This window comes from Niallia sp. RD1 (assembly GCF_024219955.1).
Classification (GTDB): Bacteria; Bacillota; Bacilli; order Bacillales; family Cytobacillaceae; genus Niallia; species Niallia alba.
This window is the reverse complement of the sequence record NZ_CP100420.1, coordinates 1,852,035-1,871,427: the sequence shown is the minus strand read 5'-3', so window position 1 is coordinate 1,871,427 and position 19,393 is coordinate 1,852,035. Positions and strand designations below refer to the sequence as shown.

Below are 19,393 nucleotides of genomic sequence, written 5' to 3'. Positions count from 1 at the left end.
TTTTTATCTGCTGCTGGCTAACAGAACTCTTTCCTCTACACCGGTATAGATTTTTAATGAAACAGTGTCTCCTGGTAAGAATCGTTTTTCAAAAACAGAAGCATAAACATTAATCGTCTCTTCGCCCGACTGAATACTATAATGAATTTCATTTCCTTGGAACTGGGCAAATTGAACAATTCCCGTCATTTGATTCTGTTCTGCCTCACCGAGTTTCCATTGTTCCGGACGGACAGGGTATAGATTTTGAGCTTTTATTTCTTTTGATATTCCAATGTCTTGCCAAGACACAGAAGGAAAATTCGCTGGAATAAATCGGTTCTCTCCAACCCACTCCCCTTTTATCAGATTACTTTTCCCTACAAAGGTGGACACAAATACTGACTGCGGAGCGTTATAAATACTTTCTGGAGTACCAATCTGCTCTATTTTTCCGTCATTCATCACGACAATTCTATCAGCCATCGCCAAGGCTTCTCCTTGATCATGAGTAACATAAATAATGGTAGTCCCTAGTTTCCGGTGAATCGTCCCTATCTCTCTTCTCATCTCCATGCGAAGCTCTGCATCAAGCGCACTTAATGGTTCATCCATCAAAAGTAGCGATGGCTTCGAGACGATAGCACGAGCAAGGGCAACACGTTGTTTTTGACCTCCAGAAAGTTCAGCAGGATAACGGTCTTTTAAATGAGAAAGCCCCACCATTTCCAATGCTTCCACAACTTTTATTGCTTGTTCTTCCTTACCCTTTGTTTTGCCAAATCGATGATGTTTTAGAGGGAACCGAATATGTTCTTCCACCGTCATATGCGGCCATAATGCAAAGGACTGAAATACCATACTAATATTCCTTTTTTCAGGTGGAACAAGTTTATTAGAGCTTGCTGCCAGTTCATTATCTATGGTAATCGTTCCTTCTGTCGGCTTCATAAACCCTGCCAAAAGCCGTAACAATGTCGTCTTCCCACATCCAGAAGGACCAAGAATAGCGATAAATTCTCCATTCAGAAGTTCTAAATTAATATTATCCAAGGCTGTAAAGTTCCCATAGTTCTTTTTTAACCCATCGATACTAATCACTCTTTATCACCTTCTGCTTCCATATTTTTTCTAATAGAACAAACATAATTCCCATTATCAGTACAGCTCCGACGATTAAGGTTGAAAATGCGGTGGAGTAAGTGGTGTATCCTGCTTGCTCAAAGCTAAAGATAACTACACCAATCGTTTCAGAACCACTCGACCATAGAAGACTGGAAACAGTAAGCTCTGTCAAGGCAGTCAAAAACACAAGAGCTGCCCCGCTTAATACACCAGGCATTAGCAGCGGAAAAAGGATACTTCTCCATTTAGCCACAGCTCTTGCACCTGAAATTCTTGCTGCTTCCTCCATGGTAGGATCAATTTGTGAAAAGGCAGTCAGGCTTCCTCGCATTTGCAATACAGTAAAGCGAGTTATATAAGCAATAAGTAAAATCCATATCGTTCCATAAATACCTGGTTGTACTCCCGGTAAAGGCTGAAGCCACATTAATATAATAGCCAAAGCAAAAACAGTTCCTGGCAAAGCATACGGAATCGTTACGATAATCTCCGAAGCTTTCACAAACAACGATGGCTTTTTAAAGCGAAGATAGGCAATAGCTGTTCCAATTACCATACAAATTAACATCGTTGTCAAAGCAAGGGTTATACTATTTCCTATTGCGGCTCCAGTTTTAGCATCCTCGAATAATAGATACATATAGTTTTTTAAAGAAAGATTTTCCCATGATAGAGATAATCCATATGCTTTAATAAAGGATGTCGACGCCATAACAATCAAAGGCACAAGCGTTGTAAGCAATAGAAAAATCCATAGTACCAACTCCGCTAAATTCCGCCAGCCTCTTGAAAGGAAATACCTTGGCTCCATATCTCTTGCCGCGGTTTCACTGACATTGCTTTTTCTAATTATCGCCCATTGGACTAATGTACCAATAAGAGCAATTACGCCCAAAATAACGGAAAGCACGGCAGCCCTCGAAAAGGCAGACGGACCATATCCAATGATCTGTTCATAAATATAAGTGCTTAAAACACGAATATTGGCTGGAATACCAAGGAAAGCTGGAATACCGAAGTTATCAATATTAGATAAAAAAGCAAGAATACCACCACTTGCAATTCCTGGGAGCGCCATCGGAAAAATAACTTTTCGAAAAACAACTCTCCCAGATGCTCCAGAAGTGCTGGCAGCATCTTTCAATTCTCTAGGTATCCGGCGGAGTACCTCTACACTCATCAAATAAACAAGTGGATAATGGGAAAGTCCAAGAACAAAAATGATTCCTCCCGTGCTGTACAAATTGATAGATTTATTAAAAAGAAACTGAATTGGACCATTTCCACCAAAAAATTGCACCCAAGCAAGTGTTGCTACATACGACGGGATTAAAAAGGGTAAAAAGATGAGCAATTGCAGCCACTTTTTTGCCCTAATATTTAAATAGGCCATTACAAATGCAAGCCCTACTCCTAATACTAAGGCGAGTAATGTACTTGAAATAGTAATAACAATCGTATTCTGTATTGTTTTCCACGTTGCCTTTTCTAACAGTACTTCCTGATAAAGCTGAAGACCAACGCCCTCACTAGAGGACAAACTCAGCCAGACGAGCCGACAAACCGGAAGCAAAAATACAAATATTAGTAATAGAAAACCTGGAACTCCCCACCAATTTCGGGAAAAATGAGAAAAGGAGAACGGCAATAAAGCTTCCGTCTTCCTTTCTGAACGCTGAAGATGTGAGTTCATTATGTCCACTCCTTCTTAAAAAGTGTTCTATTCACTGATTACCGTTTCAAATTCCTTCTTATCCGCCTCTCTAGCCTTGAATAACGCTTGAACATCTGCAGAAATAACCTTCATTTCATCAATTGTTTTAAGTCCTTCTGGAGCTTCCACTCCTTTACGAATTGGTGTATAACCAAGCTCAGAAGCAAGCTTTTGTCCTTCCTCAGAAAGGACGAAATCTACGAAAGCTTTAGCTGCATTCATATGTTCCGCATCCTTCATAATTCCAATCGGTTCCGTAATAACTGGCACACCTTCTTCAGGATAAACCAACTCTACTGGAGATCCTTCTGCCTTAGCTCGTGTCACGAGATAGTCAACAATCATACCGTAGTCTTTTTCCCCACCAGCTACTCCTTTAAGTACATCACCATTCCCTTTTGTAACTGTTACATCATTTGTAGCAATATTTTTGTAGAAATCCCAACCAAAGTTATCTTGGCGAGTGAACACACCTAAATTATAAGCAGCAGCCCCGGAATATAATGGACTTGGCATGATAATTTTTCCTTTTGTATCTTTAGAAGCAAGCACATTCCAGCTTGTTGGCATTTCTTTTACATTTTGCGTGTTGACAACCAATCCAGTAGCCATTACTTTCGTTCCATAGTAAGTATGATCTGGATCGACCAATTCTGATGGAATTTCAGCAGCTTCTTCCGATTCATATGTTTGAAGCATATCTTCTTCTTTTAGACTTTCAAATGTTACCGCATCCGCTACTAGTAGTACATCTGCCTGAATCTTTCCAGCCATTTTTTCTGCTTTAATTTTTGAAATTACTTCTTCTGTTCCAGAACGGAACGTTTCTACCTTCACATCCGGATATTTAGCATGAAATGCTTCTACTAATTTAGCAGCATCTGCATCCGGCTGAGAGGTATAGAAATTAAGTGTTCCCTCTAGCTTTGACTCTGCCGAATCATTATTTTCAGAAGCATTACTTGTTTCTTCCTTACTTCCACATCCTGCAGCAAATACCATCAATATTCCCATTATTAATACAAGCAACCATTTACGCATAATCAATTTCCTCCTCATCTGTACTGCCAAAATTTAAATGAGCAAACCATCGTTCAATTTGTTCTTTTTTTCTTCTATGAAATGTTCTAAACTCAATCGGTGATATTGTCACAAAGCCCTCTCTCAGTAGATAGTAATCACTATCTTTATCCAAATCTTTCATATTATGAAGCTGATCCTTCAGCCAGTAATAAACTTGTCCATGTGGATCATTTAAGCCAACATATGAATACCTTGCTACATTCATATCTAGATGAACAATACGGACCCCCTTATAAACTTCTCTTGATAAATAAGGTAAGTTTACATTTAGGAAAACACCTTTTGGAAGCTTATTCTGTAACAGTACCTCCATAATGGGATAAAAAAGCTTTTTTACTTTTTCATAATTAATATCCATGTCAGAAAAGGCATTTAATGATACTGCTACAGCAGGAATTCCATAAAGCAAACCTTCCACTGCTCCAGCCATAGTGCCTGAGTAATAAAGATCGCGGCCTAGATTTGGTCCAAGATTTATTCCTGAGATAACAAAGTTTGGTGGTTCTTTCATCAGTACTTCGATTCCGAGCTTCACACAATCTGCTGGTGTTCCATTAACTGCCCAGCACCCTTTCGCACCAGGAAAAAGCGGCAGTGGCTTTGCCTTTAAGGGGACTCTTAAGGTAATGGAATGACTGACTGCACTTCTTTCCTGATCTGGACAAGCCACATAAACATCCGCAAAATGCTGCAATACTTCCACTAACGCCTGAAGGCCAGGAGCAAAAATACCATCGTCGTTCGTCACCAGAACTTTCATTGATGCACCCCCTTAATCATTTCCAGGCTTTTTAAATAGTGAAGATTATGATTCCACCAGTTCAAGCTTTCCGATGCATCAAAGCCCTCGACTACAACGGGAAGATGGGAAATAGAAAGAAATTCTTCTAATACATAGCTGTCGAGTATTCCTGTCCCAAGTGGAACATGTAGCTGGCTTACAGAATTATCACTTATATGAATTTTGTCTACGTTTAATAATTGGGCAAATGCACGCCGAGGAATATCCTCCGAAATATGAGCAACATCAAAGGTTGTTTTTAAATCCGGTAAAAAATTCGCAATCAATCGATTCATCGTATCAGGACTTGTCACAAATTCCTTTGGCTTTACCTCCATTAATTCCATACTAAGGCTTTTCTTATATTGTTTCGCTGTTTCCATTAAGGTAAAAATAGATTCCTTCATTAGCGTTTCGTATATTCCTTGTTTAATCTGCGGTAGCGTCAACCTCCCGGGGTGAAATGTTATCGAGTCTGCACCTATCTCATCTGCTAACTTAATGGAATGCTGGATTTGTCTTACCGAGCTTTCTCTTATTTCTTTTTCTAAAGAACAAATATTTAAATCCCAGCTAGCCGCATGTACGGTCAGGTTGAGAGAGCCATCCTGATTTGCTTCACGGATTTTTTTTGGATTTGTTCCATGAAACCAAACATGTTCTGCCCAAACTTCCAATCCTGATAATTCGCTCTGCTTGGCAAGCTGGACCACTTTGTCTACTGGATACGCCCAAGCTAACGTGGAAGCAAAATGCATAAAAGTACTTCACTCCTTTTGATAGAATTTAATTTATATAGGTTATTTTCTCTACTAATTAAATTTTAGAAAAGAAATATAAAGCTACTTTGGGGGCGAATGTAAAGATATTATGAAGAAAATTCAGATAACTCATAAAGAGATAATTGTTTTTGCAATGAAAGTACGACTTTTTGTAAAAGTAGAGTAAATTATTTACACTATGTTAAAATACATTGCTGTTTAAGGGGAAAATTTGTCTGAGGTAGAAATCCTTTTCTAAATAATGCCTATTTTCGCAAAGACAAAAATAAATTCCCCTTCTATTTAGAAGGGAAATTTATTTATCAAATATAATACTCATAATGTATGGACTTTAAAAAAACTGTCACCATATAAGTATTTTTCTCCTTTGAAATTTGAGATTTCACTTCAATGGAACGGCGTTTTTTGTTTTCAGGAAAAAGACTAGATGCTCTCTTAGAAATTCAACATAACGGTCAACCTCTTCTACCGTTGAATACGGCGAGATCGTGAAAAATTTATGTGCATATACAGGGATTCGCTTGTTTGAATTTGCTGATTCTACGAGACACTGCTTTTTTGTATTTCCATAGAAGACCGTATCTCGTTCAGCACCAATTACTTCTGCAAACTCATCATTGAATTGATTAATTTCTATCATTTCTTCAGCAGTTAATAGCCCATTCCATTCATCTTTCCATTTCGGCTCTTCAGGATAAAAGCGGAATGTCGTAATCGGTGAAATTTCATTCGTAATCGCTACATTCGAAATTTCTTTTGTTAACGTCTCTCTAAATTTAATATTAACGCGAATATAGTTAGCTAAAAGCTTCTGATATCCTTCCATACCGAAAGAGGCGCAGCATTCGCAACATAGTTTCGATTGACATAACGATGGCCATCTACCAACTTTAGAAGCTCTGCCATCACTTTATCCATTGGCACACCCGTTGTCGGAACGTCTGCTTTTTGAATAATACGATTATAATAATCCTCTGTGTACTCTGGCATCTCTCCAAGTGTTAGTTTGTTAGGATCCTTTAATTCATCTATCTTCGTTAAAATCGTCTTAAAATAGGACAATAATTCCTCTCTTTGAAAGTCATTTCCGTCCATACTAGGAAACAATTTTTGTATTTCCTTCATCGTTTGACCTCCTTGATATTTTTACTAGAAGTAGTTTTTATTTAAACAATTTGATCACTAGCGTCGCATTAAAATAATTCAACGCTTTCTAGAAATCTGAATTTTCTGTAATATAACCCAAGCATAAAAAAATCCTTTATACTGGTTGAGCGGTAGTAAACCATCCAAATCCAATACAAAGGACCATAAGCATGGATAAGTTTACACGAAAAACATCATTTGAACAATGGTTTACACCGATTTCTTCAACGAAATTAGAAGAATTAGTGGAAACCCATCATTTAAATTACTATACAAAGAAGCTACACATCACTTCATTCTTGAAATTACTCGTATTTGCACAACTCAACGAAATCGAAAGTTTACGTGCTGTCAGTGAGACATTGTTTTCAGACGACCTTCAAAAAGCAACGGATTTAGAATCGATTAGCTTTTCGCAATTAGGCCGCCGATTAAATCAAATTCCAACAGACGTGTTCCAGCACGTTTTTCTGGATTTAGTCGCTCAGATTCATGCGAAATCTCAATATGAGCAGCGCCGGAAAACGACAACACCGCTGAAAATCATTGATTCGAGTACGTTGCCACTCAATTTGAATAATCACAAATGGGCGGAGTTTCGCAAAACAAAATCAGGTATCAAGCTTCATTTGCGCCTTGTTTACGCAGAAAAAGGCTGTTCCTATCCTGATAATGCGGTGCTGACAAATGCGAAAGAACACGATCGTGGCCAGCTAGAGGTACTCGTTGACGACAAAGAATGCATGTACGTTTTTGATCGTGGTTACTTAGATTATGAGCGATTTGACCGCATGACCGATGATGGCTATTTCTTCGTCTCACGCTTGCGAAAAAATGCGGTCATTCGTGTCGTAGAGCCATTTAAACTGCCAATCGATTCAACTGTATTGTCGGATGAAATGATTCTGATCGGCACCACACAAAATCGTGCAGAAAATATCTTTCGCCTCATCAAAGTGCTCGATTCAAAAGGTAACGAACTGCATCTAATTACGAATCGATTTGATTTAAGCGCCGATGATATCGCTGAATTGTACAAATCGCGCTGGGCAATCGAGCTATTTTTCAAATGGTTGAAGCAGCACCTGAACATCAAAAAGTTCTACGCGCAGAGCGAACAAGGCGTACATAATCAAGTGTATATCGCAATGATTGTATATTGCCTAAATGTACTGGCACAGCTGAACACGAACAGTTCAAGGACGTACTTACAAATTAGTCGCTTACTCAAAGCGGCACCATGGAAATCCGCTCATTTATGGCTACGAAAAATCGTAGGGAAAACCGTGCCCTAAAGAATTTCACAGGTCTGTTGCACTCGTCAAAGGTTATAGTAAAAAAATGGATGTTAACTACCTCTATTCAAATGTCTTTGTTTTTCTTCTCATGAGTAAAAACAAGAAAGCAGAAAATTCAGTCAAAATTTATGCAACACTAGTGCAATTTGATAATCCCGCTACAACAGACAAGTCCAAATAAAAAAGCCCACACCAAGGCGGACATAAAGTGAAACTTCTCATAGGAGTGATTAACCTATGAGAAGCCATTTATCTTTATATTGCTACGCTAACCTTATCTTGAGCAAGTTGATCCACTTCTGTTTCAGCACCTTGATTCCAAGTAGATAGTAGTTTGTCTACATCATTTTTCAATGCTAAAAGGTTCTCTGCTTCTTGCACTAGTTTTTGCATCGTTTGTAGTTCATCATCACTAATTTCAATTAATTCCTCAAACATTTCAACCGATTCTCGTGAGATAGATGCTATCTGTACAATGGTTGTCATAATTTGCTGGGAAGAAGAAGACAATTCCTCCGTACTTGCAGAAGAATTTGTATTATTTTCGGCAATGGTTTTTGTAGTAGCGAGAATTTTTTCGAACATCGTTCCAACCTCTAAAATGTTCGTGTTTGTATCTTTAAACTCTTCTGTTCCCTGTTGCATTGATTTTACAACTATACCCGTTTCTTCTTGGATATTTTTTACAATATTTGATACTTCAGAAGAAGATTGACGAGACTGTTCAGCCAGCTTTCGTACCTCATCTGCTACAACGGCAAAGCCTTTACCGTGTTCCCCTGCACGAGCTGCTTCAATTGCTGCGTTTAATGCCAATAAGTTAATTTGTTCGGAAATCCCCGTAATTACTTTTACAATTGTACCTATTTCTTGAGACTTTTCTCCAAGTTTGTTAATAGCATGGAAGGTTGTATTGATCGTTTGGTTAAATTGCTCCATTTTTTCTAAAGAGTCCTTTAACTTCTCATTTCCTTCTTCCGTCAATTCTAAAGTAGTATTGGATTGTTCAGAAATTTGATTGGATCTTATCGATAAATCTTCGATTGCCTGAGCCATTTCTTCCATCGATAGCGCGCTTTCCTCTGTAGCTATTAATTGTTTTTGTAACCCTCTGCCTACCTCATCAATAGCAGCTCTAACAATATCAGCTTTTTCTGTAGCGTATTCACCAATTTCAGCTAAATTTTCTCCCTTTTTATGCACATTTGCTGAAAAAGAAAAAAACTTCTCTCTAATACGATCTAAAAACTCAATTAGTTGATTAAATGTAGCATGATAAGAGCTTGTCCCCTCTACTTTGCTACTCATATTACCTGCTGCTATTTCTTTCATCCCATTTATTATTTCATTATTGATATGCGGATGATGTTTCAGTGAAAAATATCGGTAAGCAAAATACACTGTTGTAGCTAATAAGATAACAATAATACCTAGCAATATAGCTTCCATGATTAATTAACTCTCCTATTTTTATATTATTTATTTCAGTTCTTTAATAATGATGTATGTTCCGTCAGCTATTGTTGAAGGGATTCTATTAAGTCTGCTATTCTCTTGATACTTATGAACAATATAATTTCCATCTACATCTCTATATTTCACCATATTATGATATTTCTCCATCACACGCATGGACTTAGGGTTTGTCGCTTCTCCTAAAACAGCCTTCAATCCTTGTGCAGCTGCTTTCGTTATTAATATATTTCCTAATTCCTTAATAACTTCGTGACGTTCCTGTTCAGCCGTTACTCCTAACATGAATAAATGTAGCATTTCCCCATTCTTCATATCATTCCCAGTACGTTCTTTATAATCTGCCATGAAACGTTTATCCACATCTTCCAAAACGTGAAGGATAACATTCATATCAGAAAAAGAACCTTCAAATACATCTTCTCCAATAATCTCCGGCGCATTTGTATCTCCAGCAAGTACACCAACCACATTATGACTGCTATCTAGAGCGACTGCACAATATCCTTGCTCAATGGTAGAATCTAGATAATCCTTCGTAAATTGATAGAAATCTTCATAGCCTATATTTAATTGACCAACCATCGGCTCTTGAACCCATTTCCCCACTACATCTACTCCAATAAAAGAGCTGGCAAGACAATTTGCAGCCTTTTCGATTAAAGCTGTTTGTTCCTTTGTGATAATCTCATATGTGTATAAAGCTTGTGTTTTTTGCAATTTTCCCAACGTCCCTTCTACTCATTAGATAAAAAACCCCTTCGTATTACTTGATACCTAGCCTTACATAGAATGAGATACACGATCAATAAATGTACCAGTAAAATCAATTCTTTCAAGGGCATTTCTAATTTGCACTTGAGCAATTTTAGATGAGGGTTTCACTACAATAACATCCTTAAAACCTAAGCTACAATAAAATTGCATCGTTTGTTCCAGCTGTGGTACAACCTTTGACGGAACAGGCGTTTGGTGGGTACCATCAACAACAAAGGTATAATCTTTTCTTGATACTTTATTTATCGTATCCTGTAAATCAACCATATACCCTTCAGCGTCTTCCGCTCTCATCAATCCATGTACCTGAACATGTACTTCTTTTGCGTTTTCATCTATTGCCATCTTATACTTCTTTTTGTCTACTACAATCATCACTAATCTCCTTTTCTTTTAGTCTACCTACTTTATATTTTCAACATTTTCCACAGAAGTCCAAAACAAAATAGCTATCCCAGACATAGATAAATAGGGATAGCCAAATAATCGCTTGATGTTATGTTTGGCAACCCGACTATCATTATCCAGAAGGATTTTAGACTCGTAGCTTTGCGTCCTTACCTTTCGATAAGTTTGCCTTTATTCATTATAGAAAAACAATAGTTCTAATATCATATATATATATTACTATATTATTATAAAGAACTTGTCATTTTTTGTCGATACTAGTATTTTTTCTTCATCGCCATTTTTACAAAAATAGTTCTAATTACTCTGATCTAACTAGTAGACATAAGATAAATCTCTACAAAAATTAAAAGCCTGTTACTCCTAGTGTCGAAAGGTCGACTATTACTAGAAGTAACAAACTTAGTTTACTAATCAATCCTCATCATTATTAAACATGTGCCCAAATACCGACGCTCTTAATCTCTTTATACTCAGGCTGCCAAACTGCATCTTCTACAGCTTTTGGAACATCCGTAACCGTAATATCTGCTCTTGTAATCCCTTCCTCTATAGCAGTCTTTGCCACTTCAATCGCAACATAGATAGATACTTCATATAATTTTTCAATCGAAGGAAGTAATGATGCACCTGGTTGGTTAGTCTCGCACATCTTCGCGACGGCATTGGCTGCTGCTGCGAACATTCCTTTTGAAAAAATTTGTGCTTTTGCAACAATAGCTCCTAGTCCCAAGCCTGGGAATATAAATGCATTATTTGACTGCCCAATTTCATAGGAAACACCATTATATTCTACATTGGCAAAAGGGCTGCCTGTTGCAATTAAAGCCTTGCCATCTGTCCATTTAATCAAGTTTTCCGGCACTGCTTCAGCCAGTTTAGTAGGATTGGACATAGGCATAATGATTGGACGTTCCACATACTTTGCCATTTCTTTCACAATCTCTTCCGTAAAAGCGCCTGCTTGGCCAGAAGTACCAATTAGGATAGTTGGTTTCACTCTCTTAACTACTTCCATTAATGCTATGATTCCGTTCTTATTCTTATCCCAATCCTTTACTTCCTCCGCTTTTCTTACATAAGGCAATTGGAATTTAAAGACATCAGGTGTTTCATCTGTCAATAACCCTCGATAGTCAATAGCCCAAAAACGATCATAAGCTTCTTCCATTGTTAATCCTTCACTCAGCATGGCATCTACCAATTGATCCGCGTTACCGAGACCACCAGCACCTGGTCCAAAGACAATAATACGTTGATCCTTCAGAGAAGCTCCTGTGACTTTCAACGCAGACATAACAGCAGCAAGAGTCACCGCACCTGTTCCTTGGATGTCATCATTAAAGGTAAGAATATTATCACCATATTTATTTAAAATATTTCGTGCATTCACATTGCCAAAATCCTCCCAATGAAGAAGTACTTCTGGGAAAAACTTTCTTGCAGTATGAATGAACAAATCAACGAACTCGTCATAACGTTCACCACGGACACGAGGGAATTTATTACCAATATAGATAGGGTCTTCAATTAAAGATTGATTGTTCGTACCAACATCCAACACAACTGGCAGAACACGGCTTGGATCGATACCTGCTGCAGCTGTATATACTGCTAGTTTACCTATCGCAATATCTATACCACCAACCCCTTGATCCCCAATACCAAGGATACTTTCAGAATCCGTGGTGACGATTAAATCAATCTCATTTTTAGACTTTCCAAGATTATGAAATGCTTTTTCCACGCCTTCAGGATTATCAATAGAGAGATATAATCCACCCGGACGGCGATAGCTATGAGAATATGACTGGATAACCTCACCGACAGTAGGTGTATAAATGATTGGGAGCATTTCCGCTATGCGTTCCTTTATAAGTTGGTAAAACAGAACGACATTACGGTTATATAAATCATAAAGAAAACGATTTTTTTGAAGATTTGTGGTTAACAGTGAGAATTGCTCATAAACTCTATTCACTTGTTCATCAAGAGTGAGCACTTGTGGGGGCAACAGACCTACGAGACCTAGATCCTCCCTTTCCCCATTCGTAAAAGCTACTCCTTTATTTAAAAAAGGATTAGAGAGAATTTCTTTTCCTTTTAGTGTTGTGATAATTACATTCTCAGATACGCTCATTGTGTCGCTCCTTCTTTCTATATTAATTAAAAGCTATTAATCTTCTATTATCAAAAACTAGCTACTTCCTTTAATGTTAAAGTCTTTTGCTCTTTTCCACTAGACTATTTAACTTAAATTCATTATTTTGTAACTAAATAACGTAAAGGATAAAGGGAAACTTCCATCAATGGGGGTTTTCCTTCCTCCCCCACTGATGGTTAGTTGAACCAATCGACAGTTGTTCTCCCACCTATCTCGTATTCTCATAAGCTTGACGGGGAGAAGTCTTACTGTCCGTTTAGAGTGGAATAAAAGGTAGGCAAAAAAAGCAAAAGGCTACTAAGCTCAAAAAAAAGAGATACAAGCAGCCTTATTTATATTATGAAATTTAGCAAAACGACATATGCTATTAAGAAGATTTAACTAACATAAGAGATTAATCCAAATCTTTTTTAAAAAGTTTTTTTAAAATTATTATAATACTAAAATACAGCATGAAGTTTTTTTGTAATTAAAAAAAGCACTTATAGGAATAGAAGGTTATGCCCTTGAAACTAACAGATTGTCATGTTTTGATGCTTTTTTTATCTCAAACTACTATTACGGATTATAATAATTGAAAATTCTTTCTTCTTATGTGTATAGTTAAACTGATAAAAGAGCCAAAAGGAGTGGGGACTCATGGGTTTACAAAGAAATTGGGCAGGTAATTTTCAATATAGCACAACTAACTGGCATGAACCTGCATCTGTTGAAGAGGTTCAACATTTAGTATCAAGCTTAGCAAAACTACGTGTAATCGGAACACGTCACTCGTTTAATAGTATTGCAGATTCGAATGAGAATATAGTATCTTTACAAAAGCTCAATAAGGTCTTAACCATTAATCACGAAAAGGGAACTGTAACCGTGGAGGCCGGAATTAAGTATGGAGATCTTTGTCATGCACTTCAACAACAAGGCTATGCCTTACATAACCTTGCCTCTCTTCCCCACATTTCGGTGCTGGAGCATGTGCAACAGCAACACATGGTTCAGGCAATAACAATCAAAATCTAGCTGCAGCAGTATCCGCTATGGAAGTTGTGACAGCAGATGGAAGTATTGTAACCTTTTCCAAAAATCAGAGGCGGATTTACATGGCGCTGTCGTTGGACTAGGTGGTCTTGGAGTCGTCACAACCCTAACACTAGACATCATGCCAACTTATCAAATGAGGCAAGATGTTTATGAAAATCTTTCGCTCGCTCAATTAGCTCACGATTTTGATACTATTTATTCCAGTGCCTATAGTGTCAGTCTGTTTACAAATTGGCAGGACGAAATATTTAATCAAGTGTGGCTGAAAAGTAAACTAACAAATGATCAAACTTTTTCGTTGGGAGAAGACTTTTTTGGAGCAAAAACGGCTAAAGAAAATCTCCATCCTGTACCTGGGGTCGGAGCAAAGAATTGCACAGCGCAGCTTGGTGTACCCGGGGATTGGCTCGATCGCATGCCACACTTCCGAATGGACTTCACTCCGAGTAAAGGGCAAGAGTTACAAAGTGAGTACATTCTGGCCCGAGAGCATGCCTATGACGCTCTTTGTGCACTTAGCAAAATCCGTAAACATATTGCACCACATTTATTTATATCAGAAGTACGAACAATTGCCCAAGATGAACTTTGGTTAAGTCCATCCTATAAGCAGGATTCCGTCGCCTTTCACTTTACGTGGCAGGAAAAATGGGAGCAAGTTCAACAGGTGCTGCCATTAATCGAAGCCCAGCTTGAACCTTTTCAAGCAAAACCGCATTGGGGGAAACTGTTTACTACTTCGCCTTCCAAAATACAGTCATTATACGAAAAGATGCCTGCTTTTCAGCAATTAGCGTCTTCTAAACAAGGGTGCAGTCAGTCAGTAGGCACCCTTGTCAGCGTTTCTAAATCTCAATTATAATAGGAAGAATCATTGGCTTGCGCTTTGTTTGATTAAATAAATACTGTCCAACTGATTTTTTTATATTTTGTTTCATTACATTCCATTTGTGAATATTCTCCGATTGCAAGTCGTTCACAGTCGTTTTGACCAAACGGTTTACTTCTTTTAGTAGTTCATCTGAGTCACGTGCATAAACAAATCCCCGAGTAATCGTATCTGGTCCAGAAATTATCTTCCAGTCTGCCTTGCTAATGGTGATAACGACAACAAGCATTCCGTCTTCAGATAGCTGTTTTCGATCTCGTAATACGATATCTCCAACATCGCCAACACCCATTCCATCCACATACGTATCTCCTGCTGGAACAGAGCGGGTCTGACGAGCAACTCCATTTTCGATATCGACTACTTCTCCGTTTTTTATAATAAAGGTATTTCCTTTTTCCACTCCAACTGCTTCAGCTAACATCCGGTGATGGTGGAGCATACGAGTTTCACCATGAATGGGAATGAAGTAAGTTGGTTTCATCAAGGTTAACATCAGCTTTAAGTCTTCCTGATAGCCATGACCAGAAACATGCATTCCCGTAGTACTGCCAGAGCCATAAATCACTTTAGCTCCCAACTGAAATAAGTTGTCGATAATTTTCGAAACATCTTTTTCGTTTCCTGGAATTGGGGACGCTGCAAGTATAACGGTATCTCCAGGATAGATTGTGACATCACGGAAGTTTCCACTTGCTAACCGTGATAAAGCTGCCATTGGTTCTCCTTGACTGCCTGTACAAAGTATGGCAACTTTTTCTGCTGGTAGTTTATCGACTTCGCTAGCATCGATTAACATCCCTTCAGGCATAGTAAGATACCCACGTTCCATAGCAACATCTACAATATTGACCATACTGCGCCCAAGCAATGCAATTTTTCGATTCGTTTTCCTAGCCGACTCTACTACTTGCTGAACACGATTGACATTCGATGCAAATGTAGAAACAAAAATTTTCCCGCTTGCTTTTATAAAGGCTTCATCCATGTGAGAACCTACCATTTGTTCAGAGGGAGTCAGCCCTTTACGCTCCGCATTGGTACTTTCTGATATTAAAGCTAAGACTCCCTGCTGACCGATTTCTGCCATCTTATGTATATCGGCATATTGGTTATTGGCAGGGGTTAAGTCAAATTTGAAATCCCCAGTATGGACAATATTTCCTTCCGGAGTATGAAAAACAACTCCCAGACAGTCAGGTATACTATGACTTACTTTAAAAAAGGAAACTTGAACCTTTTCAAATTCCAACTTTGTATTGGAGTCTATGGTCAATAATTCAGTATCTCCTCTTAACCTATGTTCGTCGATTTTTAATTCTATTAAGCCTAATGTAAACTTAGTTGCATAAATAGGAATACTTAATTTTCTTAGAAAATAAGGTATTCCACCAATATGGTCTTCGTGACCATGGGTAACAATCAAAGCCTTGATTTTATCCCGATTCTCTTCCAAATAGGTTAGATCAGGAATAATTAAATCAATACCTAATAAACTTTCATCAGGAAACTTTCCGCCACAATGAATAACAAAAATCTCGTCCTCATATTGAACGACATACATGTTTTTTCCGATTTCATTGATTCCACCAAGGGCAAAAAAAGACAAAGGATTTTCAGTGACCTTCATTATTCTCCTCCTATCAAACTAAATATGATTATTATTCCTTTTTTGTAAAATTTCCATGCAAAGGAAAGAAAATAAATCACATTTATTAAAGAAGGCTCACCACTGTTGCGGATTAATAGCAAAAGCAATATGCGAAAACAGCCATTCAAAAAGAAAAACCCCTAATAAGGGGCTTCAATCGAAAATATAATACTTGTCATTCGAACTATTTCAAGTTTTTAATGCCAGTTTCTAGTATTTCCATTTGCAGCAAAATCTGTTCGTCTGTTATGGTCTTATCTTCACCATTTATAATCGCTTTATATAAATCGTCATATACTCTTCCATAATCACCATTTACAGATTTCACTGTTTCTTCGTGGATTGTACCTTCTTCATCCATATATGTTAGGACTCCATAATGTTTTATTGTATCTATACCAAAATCTTTGTTATCAGGCATGTAAAATAACTTTAAATGCTCTTCTTGGCGATCTTTCGTTTCTTTTACAAAGCTTCCCTTTTTACCATGTACAACGAAGCTAGGTCTTTCCTTCAGCCTAAAATAACTGGATTTTACCGATATTTTCAACTTATCATAATATAAGTCTAAATCAAAATAATCATTCATTCTTCCTTGTCCTAATAATTGCCTTACATCATAATGGATGTTATCCGGCTTGCCAAAATAGCTGATAACCTGATCTAGTGTATGGCAGCCATGTCCATATAAAAATGACTCCGCAGGATTAAAGGACTGTGCAGATTCTGGTACTTCGGGACGATAATAATCGTAATGCATTTCCACTTCCAGCAAGTCTCCGAGCTTTCCTTCTTCGATAACCTTTTGAACAGTTAAAAAATCACTATCAAAACGTCTGTTTTGATACGCCTGAACAATTAATCCCTTCTCTTTTGCCATTGCAAATATTTCTTTTGCCTGTTCAGAGGTTTCCATAAAAGGTTTTTCAACCAAACAGTGTTTATTATGTTCTAATGCTAGTTTTGTGTATTCAAAATGGCTGTCATGTCTTGTACAAATAACGACAAGTTGAATGTCCTTGTCATTTAATAGCTCCTTTAAATCCGATGTATAATTTACTCCTGCAATTCGATCCCAGCTTTCCCGCTTAGGATTTCTTTGATAAATTGTTTTTACCTTTATATTCTCTCTTTGCAGCACAAACGGCAGATGATATCTGTTTGTGCTTTTTCCATTTCCAATATAACCAATAGTAAGCATAAGCAGCCTCCTAAAAATTTATTTATTATACTATTTATCCCATTTTTCTTTCTATTTGTCATGTGAAAAGCACCTCCTAAAAAAATCATACTAGGAGGTGCTTTTCTCTTTTATATTGTCTTACTTACATTAAGTGAATTAGGTGGAATACAATACCTACCACGAATAAGCCAAGAATCATAACGATTGGAGAAACTTTCTTTCTAAGCAGCCACATACAAAGAAGTGTTAACAATAATCCAGCTAAACCAGGAATTAAGCTATCTAAGTTACTTTGTAATGTTGTTACTTTTATTGGATCTAATGAAAGACCAGCAGCTTGCTGTTCCAAGGCGGTTTTAATCCCCTCTGCTCCATCAGGTAATTTATCCCAATCAATATAAGCACCTTCATCAAGCTCTACTGACGATACTACAGGGGTAAATTTGACCGATACCCACCGGTTTACGAGTGCACCGAGGATAAACATCCCGAGAATCGATGCCCCTTTTGTAATGTTTTGCAGCAACCCACCAGATAAGTCATCCGCAATTTTTGAACCAGCTTTGTAGCCAACTTCTTGTGTATACCAAGTGAATCCCATGCGGATAAGGTTCCAAGCAAAGAAGTAAATAATTGGTCCAAGAATGTTACCAGTCAATGCAAGAGAAGCTGCTAATGCACCAAGGATAGGTTTAACTGTAAACCAGAAAACTGGATCTCCAATACCAGCTAATGGTCCCATCATACCTACTTTAACCCCTTGAATTGCCTTATCATCAACAGGCGCACCATTTGCCCGTTCTTCTTCAAGCGCTAATGTTACACCAATAATAGGTGAAGCTACATAAGGATGTGTATTAAAGAACTCTAAGTGACGTTTTAGTGCTTCAGCACGATCTTCTTTTGATTTATATAATCTTTTAATGGCAGGAATCATCGAAAATGCCCAACCACCGTTTTGCATACGTTCATAGTTCCAAGAACCTTGAATAAAAGTAGAACGCCACCAAACCGAAATACGATCTCTTTTTGATAATTTTAATGCTTTTTCCATTGTATGTCCCCTCCTTCTTAGTAATTATCGATAATATCGCCTAGTGGATCACCAGTGTTTCCGTTTCCGCCATTACCTGAGCCGCCTTTGTTAGAAAGCGCAATATAGATAAGAGCAAGAGCAACACCGATAGCCCCAAGACCAATAAGTGTAATTTGTGAAACAGTCGCTAATACGAAACCAATTGCGAAGAATGGCCATACTTCTTTTGTAGCCATCATGTTAATTACCATTGCATAACCAACTGCTACGACCATTCCCCCACCGATTGCTAAACCATTTGTCAACCAATCTGGCATAGCTGTAAGTAAGTCACTCACCGGACCTGCACCAATTGCGATAATTAATGCAGCTGGAATAGCAATACGTAAGCCCTGTAAGCAGATAGCAACAATATGCCATAGTTCAACTTTTCTAATGTTTCCTTCTTTTGCTGCCGCATCCATCAAATGTACTAATCCTGTTGCAATTGTACGAACGATGATTGTTAATAATAAACCAGCTACTGCAAGTGGAACAGCAATCGCGATTGCTGAAGATACTCCCGCATCCCCTTGACCACTCAATACTAAAATAATTGCAGATGCAACTGATGCTAACGCAGCATCCGGTGCAACGGCAGCTCCAATGTTCGCCCAACCTAAAGCGATCATCTGAAGGGTTCCACCCAAGATAAGACATGGTACTAATTGCCCTGTAACTAAACCGACTAACGTACAGGCAATGATTGGTTGATGGAAATGGAATTCATCCAAAATTCCTTCCACACCAGCTAAAAACGCTACAATAATGACTAATATTATTTGAATCATATTCAAATCCATGTTTATTAATCCTCCTTTTTCTTC

18 protein-coding genes and 1 riboswitch are annotated in these 19,393 nt (G+C 37.9%); of the genes, 3 read left to right on the top strand and 15 right to left on the bottom strand.

The features are described from left to right. Positions 1-3 precede the first annotated feature (3 nt). The 7 genes from NKG37_RS08955 to NKG37_RS08925 all read right to left on the bottom strand — a co-directional run bounded on the left by NKG37_RS08955 (position 4) and on the right by NKG37_RS08925 (position 6,589). Positions 4-1,080 carry an ABC transporter ATP-binding protein gene (locus NKG37_RS08955; protein WP_169187756.1) on the bottom strand — a complete coding sequence of 359 codons (1,077 nt, stop codon included), beginning with the start codon at positions 1,078-1,080 and terminating at the stop codon, positions 4-6. Next, entirely contained in the window at positions 1,073-2,797 is a 1,725-nt protein-coding gene (locus NKG37_RS08950) for an ABC transporter permease (RefSeq protein ID WP_224428422.1), read from the bottom strand. Before NKG37_RS08950 ends, NKG37_RS08955 begins: the two co-directional genes overlap by 8 nt. A gap of 27 nt (positions 2,798-2,824) precedes the next feature. Continuing rightward, complete coding sequence (locus NKG37_RS08945) at positions 2,825-3,859, bottom strand: ABC transporter substrate-binding protein (protein ID WP_254416114.1); 1,035 nt, start codon at positions 3,857-3,859, stop codon at positions 2,825-2,827. Continuing rightward, positions 3,852-4,661, bottom strand: a complete 810-nt coding sequence (gene surE / locus NKG37_RS08940; protein ID WP_254416113.1) for a 5'/3'-nucleotidase SurE — start codon at positions 4,659-4,661, stop codon at positions 3,852-3,854. The genes NKG37_RS08945 and surE overlap by 8 nt, the downstream gene beginning before the upstream one ends. Further along, positions 4,658-5,440 (bottom strand): sugar phosphate isomerase/epimerase family protein, encoded by a 783-nt coding sequence (locus NKG37_RS08935; RefSeq protein ID WP_212120341.1) that lies wholly within the window; start codon positions 5,438-5,440, stop codon positions 4,658-4,660. The genes surE and NKG37_RS08935 overlap by 4 nt, the downstream gene beginning before the upstream one ends. 406 nt (positions 5,441-5,846) lie before the next feature. Further along, entirely contained in the window at positions 5,847-6,290 is a 444-nt protein-coding gene (locus tag NKG37_RS08930; RefSeq protein ID WP_254416112.1) for a hypothetical protein, read from the bottom strand. Beyond that, positions 6,266-6,589 carry a hypothetical protein gene (locus NKG37_RS08925; protein WP_254416111.1) on the bottom strand — a complete coding sequence of 108 codons (324 nt, stop codon included), beginning with the start codon at positions 6,587-6,589 and terminating at the stop codon, positions 6,266-6,268. The genes NKG37_RS08930 and NKG37_RS08925 overlap by 25 nt, the downstream gene beginning before the upstream one ends. 191 nt (positions 6,590-6,780) lie before the next feature. Between NKG37_RS08925 and NKG37_RS08920 the strand changes: the two genes are divergently transcribed. Then, positions 6,781-7,905, top strand: coding sequence for an IS4 family transposase (locus NKG37_RS08920; protein WP_100346321.1), 1,125 nt, complete (start codon positions 6,781-6,783; stop codon positions 7,903-7,905). Positions 7,906-8,163: 258 nt separating this feature from the next. On the opposite strand, the gene NKG37_RS08915 is transcribed toward NKG37_RS08920, so the two are convergent. The 4 genes from NKG37_RS08915 to NKG37_RS08900 form a co-directional block, all read right to left on the bottom strand. Beyond that, positions 8,164-9,357, bottom strand: a complete 1,194-nt coding sequence (locus NKG37_RS08915) for a methyl-accepting chemotaxis protein (protein ID WP_212120345.1) — start codon at positions 9,355-9,357, stop codon at positions 8,164-8,166. A gap of 30 nt (positions 9,358-9,387) precedes the next feature. Further along, positions 9,388-10,101, bottom strand: a complete 714-nt coding sequence (locus tag NKG37_RS08910) for a hypothetical protein (protein WP_040343811.1) — start codon at positions 10,099-10,101, stop codon at positions 9,388-9,390. Positions 10,102-10,164: 63 nt separating this feature from the next. Then, the gene (locus tag NKG37_RS08905; RefSeq protein ID WP_016204017.1) at positions 10,165-10,533 is read right to left on the bottom strand and encodes a hypothetical protein; all 369 of its coding nucleotides are present in this window, start codon (positions 10,531-10,533) and stop codon (positions 10,165-10,167) included. Between the two features lie 126 nt (positions 10,534-10,659). After that, positions 10,660-10,746: riboswitch (cyclic di-GMP riboswitch) on the bottom strand. 250 nt (positions 10,747-10,996) lie between these two features. After that, complete coding sequence (locus NKG37_RS08900) at positions 10,997-12,706, bottom strand: NAD-dependent malic enzyme (RefSeq protein ID WP_254416110.1); 1,710 nt, start codon at positions 12,704-12,706, stop codon at positions 10,997-10,999. A 663-nt stretch (positions 12,707-13,369) separates the two neighbouring features. Between NKG37_RS08900 and NKG37_RS08895 the strand changes: the two genes are divergently transcribed. Together NKG37_RS08895 and NKG37_RS08890 are read left to right on the top strand one after the other, a co-directional pair. Then, the gene (locus tag NKG37_RS08895; RefSeq protein WP_254416109.1) at positions 13,370-13,747 is read left to right on the top strand and encodes an FAD-binding protein; all 378 of its coding nucleotides are present in this window, start codon (positions 13,370-13,372) and stop codon (positions 13,745-13,747) included. 139 nt (positions 13,748-13,886) lie between these two features. Next, the gene (locus tag NKG37_RS08890) at positions 13,887-14,630 is read left to right on the top strand and encodes a D-arabinono-1,4-lactone oxidase (RefSeq protein WP_254416108.1); all 744 of its coding nucleotides are present in this window, start codon (positions 13,887-13,889) and stop codon (positions 14,628-14,630) included. On the opposite strand, the gene NKG37_RS08885 is transcribed toward NKG37_RS08890, so the two are convergent. From NKG37_RS08885 to NKG37_RS08870, 4 genes are all read right to left on the bottom strand, one after another. Continuing rightward, positions 14,614-16,287 (bottom strand): ribonuclease J, encoded by a 1,674-nt coding sequence (locus tag NKG37_RS08885; protein ID WP_254416107.1) that lies wholly within the window; start codon positions 16,285-16,287, stop codon positions 14,614-14,616. The two genes, NKG37_RS08890 and NKG37_RS08885, sit on opposite strands and share 17 nt — an antisense overlap. Before the next feature lie 205 nt (positions 16,288-16,492). Next, positions 16,493-17,509: an oxidoreductase gene (locus tag NKG37_RS08880; RefSeq protein ID WP_254416106.1), complete on the bottom strand. Its 1,017-nt coding sequence runs from the start codon at positions 17,507-17,509 to the stop codon at positions 16,493-16,495. 124 nt (positions 17,510-17,633) lie between these two features. Beyond that, entirely contained in the window at positions 17,634-18,545 is a 912-nt protein-coding gene (locus NKG37_RS08875) for a PTS system mannose/fructose/sorbose family transporter subunit IID (RefSeq protein ID WP_254416105.1), read from the bottom strand. A gap of 17 nt (positions 18,546-18,562) precedes the next feature. Then, positions 18,563-19,363 (bottom strand): PTS mannose/fructose/sorbose transporter subunit IIC, encoded by an 801-nt coding sequence (locus NKG37_RS08870; protein ID WP_016204023.1) that lies wholly within the window; start codon positions 19,361-19,363, stop codon positions 18,563-18,565. Positions 19,364-19,393: the final 30 nt, after the last annotated feature.

Coding starts and splice junctions, on each gene's coding strand:
- NKG37_RS08950 (WP_224428422.1), bottom strand. CDS start 2,797: ATGAACTCACATCTTCAGCGTTCAGAAAGGAAGACGGAAGCTTTATTG.
- NKG37_RS08945 (WP_254416114.1), bottom strand. CDS start 3,859: ATGCGTAAATGGTTGCTTGTATTAATAATGGGAATATTGATGGTATTT.
- surE (WP_254416113.1), bottom strand. CDS start 4,661: ATGAAAGTTCTGGTGACGAACGACGATGGTATTTTTGCTCCTGGCCTT.
- NKG37_RS08935 (WP_212120341.1), bottom strand. CDS start 5,440: ATGCATTTTGCTTCCACGTTAGCTTGGGCGTATCCAGTAGACAAAGTG.
- NKG37_RS08930 (WP_254416112.1), bottom strand. CDS start 6,290: ATGGAAGGATATCAGAAGCTTTTAGCTAACTATATTCGCGTTAATATT.
- NKG37_RS08925 (WP_254416111.1), bottom strand. CDS start 6,589: ATGAAGGAAATACAAAAATTGTTTCCTAGTATGGACGGAAATGACTTT.
- NKG37_RS08920 (WP_100346321.1), top strand. CDS start 6,781: ATGGATAAGTTTACACGAAAAACATCATTTGAACAATGGTTTACACCG.
- NKG37_RS08915 (WP_212120345.1), bottom strand. CDS start 9,357: ATGGAAGCTATATTGCTAGGTATTATTGTTATCTTATTAGCTACAACA.
- NKG37_RS08905 (WP_016204017.1), bottom strand. CDS start 10,533: ATGATTGTAGTAGACAAAAAGAAGTATAAGATGGCAATAGATGAAAAC.
- NKG37_RS08900 (WP_254416110.1), bottom strand. CDS start 12,706: ATGAGCGTATCTGAGAATGTAATTATCACAACACTAAAAGGAAAAGAA.
- NKG37_RS08895 (WP_254416109.1), top strand. CDS start 13,370: ATGGGTTTACAAAGAAATTGGGCAGGTAATTTTCAATATAGCACAACT.
- NKG37_RS08890 (WP_254416108.1), top strand. CDS start 13,887: ATGCCAACTTATCAAATGAGGCAAGATGTTTATGAAAATCTTTCGCTC.
- NKG37_RS08885 (WP_254416107.1), bottom strand. CDS start 16,287: ATGAAGGTCACTGAAAATCCTTTGTCTTTTTTTGCCCTTGGTGGAATC.
- NKG37_RS08880 (WP_254416106.1), bottom strand. CDS start 17,509: ATGCTTACTATTGGTTATATTGGAAATGGAAAAAGCACAAACAGATAT.
- NKG37_RS08875 (WP_254416105.1), bottom strand. CDS start 18,545: ATGGAAAAAGCATTAAAATTATCAAAAAGAGATCGTATTTCGGTTTGG.